This window comes from Chamaesiphon sp. (assembly GCF_041737865.1).
Taxonomy (GTDB): Bacteria; Cyanobacteriota; Cyanobacteriia; order Cyanobacteriales; family Chamaesiphonaceae; genus Chamaesiphon.
In genome coordinates, this window is record NZ_JBGSQZ010000057.1 from 1 (window position 1) to 2,600 (window position 2,600).

General features: G+C 48.8%; 1 protein-coding gene. It reads left to right on the forward strand.

Annotated elements, in window-relative coordinates; translation table 11 throughout:
* Positions 1-2,419, forward strand: a 2,419-nt coding sequence (locus tag ACEW9J_RS04420) for a strawberry notch C-terminal domain-containing protein (protein ID WP_373543928.1), incomplete at its 5' end; no start/stop codon positions are given.
* Positions 2,420-2,600 lie beyond the last annotated feature (181 nt).

Here is a 2,600-nt window from a genome sequence, read left to right on the forward strand (position 1 = left end):
CGCTCAAGCTTTGGCTGGTACCCAATTAATTAACCATTTAGCCAATGCTAGAGTCACATATCTGAGTGCGACGGGTGCGGCTAAGGTGTCGAGCCTCAGCTACTACCAGCGGATGGGACTGTGGCAGACTAAAGCTTTCCCGTTTGCTTCCAGAGCGGCGTTTATCAGTGAGATGGAAGCATCTGGGACATCTGCCCTAGAGTTAGTAGCTCAAGATCTCAAGCGATTGGGGATCTATGTCGCCAGGACACTGAGTTTTGAGGGGGTGAAGTTTGAAACGGTCGTTCATAAACTAACGCCAGCACAGCGGGAAATTTGGGATACCTATGCCCAAGCCTTCGTCTATATCCACCACCAAATCGATGGAGTCCTCCGATCGATCGGATTGGAAAGTGAGAGTGGTAAATGTACCAACGGTAGAGCTAAAGCGGCGGTCAGCAGTCAATTCGAGTCTGCCAAACAACGCTTCTTTAATACTCTATTATGTGCGGCTAAAGCTGCTACTTTAATCGATGGGATCGAACGAGATTTGGCTGAAGGTCGCTCTTGTGTGATTCAAATTGTCTCGACGAATGAGGCTCTAATGAATCGCAAGTTAGCCGATATTCCCACCAGTCAGTGGGGAGATATGCGAGCTGTCGATTTCACCCCCAGAGAAAATATCATCGATTATCTGATGAACTCCTTCCCCATCAATCTCTATCAAACCTATGTAGACGACAGCGGCGCGACTAAAAGCGAATTGATGAACGACCCCGAAGGTAATCCCATCGTCTCCCAAGAGGCACTAGCACTGCGGGATGGACTGATCGAGCGGATGTCCGTACTGCCCCCTGTGAACGGACTTTTAGACCAGATTAACTGGCATTTTGGTCATCACAGGGTCGCAGAAATTACGGGGCGCAGTCAGCGGATTATCCTGGAAGATGGACGGTATCAACTAGCTCAACGTCCTGGCGCGAGTAATCTTGCCGAAACCGCTGCCTTCCAATCTGGTGAGAAACGAGTGCTGATTTTCTCTGCTGCGGGGGGAACAGGGCGCAGTTATCATGCCGATCTCGCTTGTGCAAACCAACAATTGCGCCGCCACTATCTAGTTGAGGCTGGTTTTGAGCCGATAGTTGCTTGCCAGGGTGTCGGCAGATCTCACCGTAGCAACCAAGCCCAACCGCCAGAAATCGTCTTGCTCACCAGCGATGTCAAGGGAGAGTTGCGGTTTACAGCGACGATTGCCAGCCGTCTCAGTTCCCTGGGTGCCATCACCAAAGGGCAGCGCAATACGGGGAATAATGGGCTATTTCGTGGCATTCTCGACTTCACCAGTCCCTATGCCAAGTCAGCCCTGGCAGAGTTCTTCGCTGACATGAACGCGCAAGGGATCGATGGGATTTCACCAGCAGAATTTGCTGAATATACCGGACTCAAACTTCTGAATAAGGACGGGAATTTATCGGACAATCTGCCTAAGATGAATACCTTCCTCAATCGGCTATTAGCTCTCAAAATCGACCTCCAAAATCGGTTATTTGCCGACTTCGAGCACCGGATTCTAGAGCGCATCGCCCAAGCTAAAGCCAATGGTACATTCGAGCGCGGCGTACAGACAATCTGGGCAGAGGGTGGATTTGAGGTCGTCGATACCCAATTATTGAGTACCCACTCTTCTGGGGGTGAAACGATCTGCTATGCGATCGATAAACTGAATAAACCCAAGCAGATCTCAGTAGAACGCGCCCAGCAAGCCGCTCTCCAATCTGGTTTCCGCTATTACCGTCATGTGAAAAATGGTAATTTAGCGATCGCTCACGTCACTGACCAGCACACCCACCGTGGCAATATTGTGGATATAGTCACCCTCTATCACCCAGTTCATTCCAAAACCTATCAACGCCTGGATAAACCCGACTTCGATAAGGTCTGGATTCCAGAGATTCCCACTGGTCAATATTGGCGACAGTGGCAGCAACTGATCGATTTGGCTCCTGAGTTCGATCGAGAACGGATCTATCTCTGCTGTGGATTGTTGCTGCCGATCTGGGGACAATTGCCAGGAAGTCCTCGTGTCTATCGACTCCAGACTAACGATGGTCGGTTGTTGCTAGGACGAGAAATCGACAAGCTGAAAATCGATAAGGTGTACCGAGATTTTGGGATTGCTGGTGAGTCTAAACTGACAGCCGATGAAATCTTCCAACTAGTTTGGGAACGCAATGAGGTGACATCGGCGGGACAGTGGCAGTTACAGCGGAACTATTATAAGGGGGAAGATCGATTGGAAGTAGTGGCTGTCTATGGTAGCGATAAAATCGATTGGCTCAAAGCTCTGGGCTGTTTTACTGAGATTATCAACTATCGAACTAAGGTGTTTATTCCCGTAAATACTGCGATCGAGATTATCGATAATTTGATAACTGGTTGAATGGAGAAAATCCCCCGATCTATATTGGGGGATTTTAATCACACGATCGAGATCCGATCGAGTAATATTGGAGCTAGGGATTAGGTTACATGAACAAAGAAAGAGTAGATCTGATGACAATCCGAATAGCTTGCAGAATAGAGTGTCTAGCATATACCAGGAATCGAGAGGTTAAGTTGTC